This is a genomic window from Rhodococcus sp. R1101, assembly GCF_000278445.1.
Lineage (GTDB): Bacteria > Actinomycetota > Actinomycetes > Mycobacteriales > Mycobacteriaceae > Rhodococcus > Rhodococcus gordoniae.
This window is the reverse complement of sequence record NZ_AJVB01000552.1, coordinates 1-2370: the sequence shown is the minus strand read 5'-3', so window position 1 is coordinate 2370 and position 2370 is coordinate 1. Positions and strand designations below refer to the sequence as shown.

The following is a 2370-nucleotide window of genomic DNA, read 5'->3' as shown; positions in this document are numbered from 1 at the left end:
GACTCTGTTCACCGCCGGGTCCGACGAGTCGGACCTCGGGAACTCGGATGCGTTCGTTGATGCGGGTCTCAGCGCTGATGGGGCCTCCTAGGTAGAGCGGTGTGGTCGGTCTGACCGCACCGCAGCACGTGGCCCTACTCCTCGACAAGAAGACCCCGCTGTGGTGCCGAGGCTCCACACGGGGTCCGATACCGACCGGTCGACGGCACCCAGCTCGCGCTGCGTGATCCGCACCGCCCGATGAAGGGCGGACATCCGGGGCATGCGCACCCGGGGGACCGGACCCCTGAGCTGCATCGATGTGCCGCCAGAGGTGGGAGTCGGACTCCACTTTGCTGCCCACGGAGGATCACCGCGGGCGGTCGTGCGGTCCAGTCTAACAAAAATGCACGTCGGCGACGAATCGGGGAATCCGCGCCCCACCCGCGCCATCGGCGACGAGCGAAGCGACCCTATGCTCATCGCTATGACGGACGCTCCCGAGACCCCCGATCAGGATGCTGCGGCACAGGATGTGCGCGAGCTCGCCGACATTCCGGCCGTCGAGGTGATCAGCCGCGCAGCCGTGATGCTGATGAGTTCGGCTGCCGAGAAGCTCGGTCTCGCCGACGAGGATCCGGACAGCAGCGCACGACGCGACCTCGACGAGGCTCGCCGCGTGATCACGGCCCTCGCCGGACTGATCACCTCGTCGGTGGAATATCTCGGTCCGCACGCCGGCCCGCTGCGCGAAGGACTGCAGGCACTGCAGCGCGCCTTCCGCGAGGCATCCGCGGTGCCCGACGAACCGGGCAAGGGCCCGGGCGAGAAGTACACCGGCCCGGTCTACTGATCCGACGCGGCACCGGTTCCGACCCCACTTCCGACTCCCACGACCGGATCCGCCCGCCGTCGCGGCGGGCGGATCGGGTCGTCAGCTCGCGGCAGCCACCTTCTTCGTGGTGGTCTTGGCCTTTGCGGTCGTCTTCGTCGCGGTGGTCTTCGTCGCGGTGGTCTTCGTCTTCGCGGCGCGCTTGCGTGCCGGAGCGCGAGTGGGCGCGGCGGCTCGGCCGTCGAGGATCTCCGCAAGGAAGCGTCCGGTGTAGCTCTCCTCCACCGTGACGACCTCGTCCGGGGTGCCCTGCGCAACCACCGTGCCGCCCCCGGAGCCGCCCTCCGGACCCATGTCGATGATCCAGTCGGCGGTCTTGATGACGTCGAGGTTGTGCTCGATGACGATCACGCTGTTGCCCTTGTCGACCAGACCGTTGATGACCCCGAGCAGTTTGCGGATGTCCTCGAAGTGCAGGCCCGTGGTGGGCTCGTCGAGGATGTAGGCGGTACGCCCGTTGGAGCGCTTCTGCAGTTCGGCGGCGAGCTTGACGCGCTGCGCCTCACCACCGGACAGGGTCGTCGCCGGCTGGCCGAGGCGGACGTAGCCGAGACCGACCTCCACCAGCGTATTGAGGTAGCGGTGGATGGAGGTGACCGGCTGGAAGAACTCGGCGGCCTCCTCGATCGACATGTCGAGCACCTCGGCGATGGTCTTGCCCTTGTAGTGCACCTCGAGCGTCTCGCGGTTGTAGCGGGCGCCGTGGCACACCTCGCACGGCACGTACACGTCGGGCAGGAAGTTCATCTCGATCTTCAACGTGCCGTCGCCCGAGCACGCCTCGCACCGGCCGCCCTTGACGTTGAAGGAGAACCGGCCCGGCTGGTAGCCGCGCACCTTCGCCTCGGTGGTGGACGCGAACAGGGTGCGGATCTTGTCGAACACCCCTGTGTAGGTAGCCGGGTTGGAACGCGGCGTGCGGCCGATCGGCGACTGGTCGACCTGGACGAGCTTGTCGAGCTGGTCGAGTCCGTTGATGCGGGTGTGCCGTCCCGGCACCTGTCGCGCGCCGTTGAGCTTGTTGGCCATCACGGTGGCGAGGATGTCGTTGACGAGCGTCGACTTCCCGGAGCCGGAGACACCGGTGATGCAGGTGAGCACGCCGAGCGGGAACGACACGTCGATCTCGCGCAGGTTGTTCTCGCGGGCACCGACGACGGTGACCTGCCGCCCCTTGTCGATGGGCCGGCGAACCGCCGGAATCTCGATCTCCTCACGCCCGGACAGATAGGCCCCGGTGAGCGAGTCGGGATTGTCGAGCAGCTCCTTGTAGGTGCCGCTGTGCACGACCTTGCCACCGTGCTCACCCGCGCGGGGGCCGATGTCGACGACCCAGTCGGAGGCGCGGACGGTGTCCTCGTCGTGTTCGACGACGATGAGAGTGTTGCCGAGATCGCGCAGCCGGGTGAGGGTGTCGATGAGGCGACGGTTGTCGCGCTGGTGCAGACCGATGGACGGCTCGTCGAGCACGTACAGCACGCCGACGAGACCGGAACCGA

General features: G+C 67.7%; 2 protein-coding genes. One reads left to right on the top strand and one right to left on the bottom strand.

Annotated features, from left to right (window positions below):
* Nucleotides 1-466 precede the first annotated feature (466 nt).
* Nucleotides 467-832, top strand: coding sequence for a DUF1844 domain-containing protein (locus R1101_RS0121420; protein WP_026003566.1), 366 nt, complete (start codon nucleotides 467-469; stop codon nucleotides 830-832).
* 81 nt (nucleotides 833-913) lie between these two features.
* Here R1101_RS0121420 and uvrA read toward each other — a convergent pair.
* The coding region (uvrA, locus tag R1101_RS28020) for an excinuclease ABC subunit UvrA (RefSeq protein ID WP_016935301.1) at nucleotides 914-2370 on the bottom strand (1457 nt) is incomplete at its 5' end.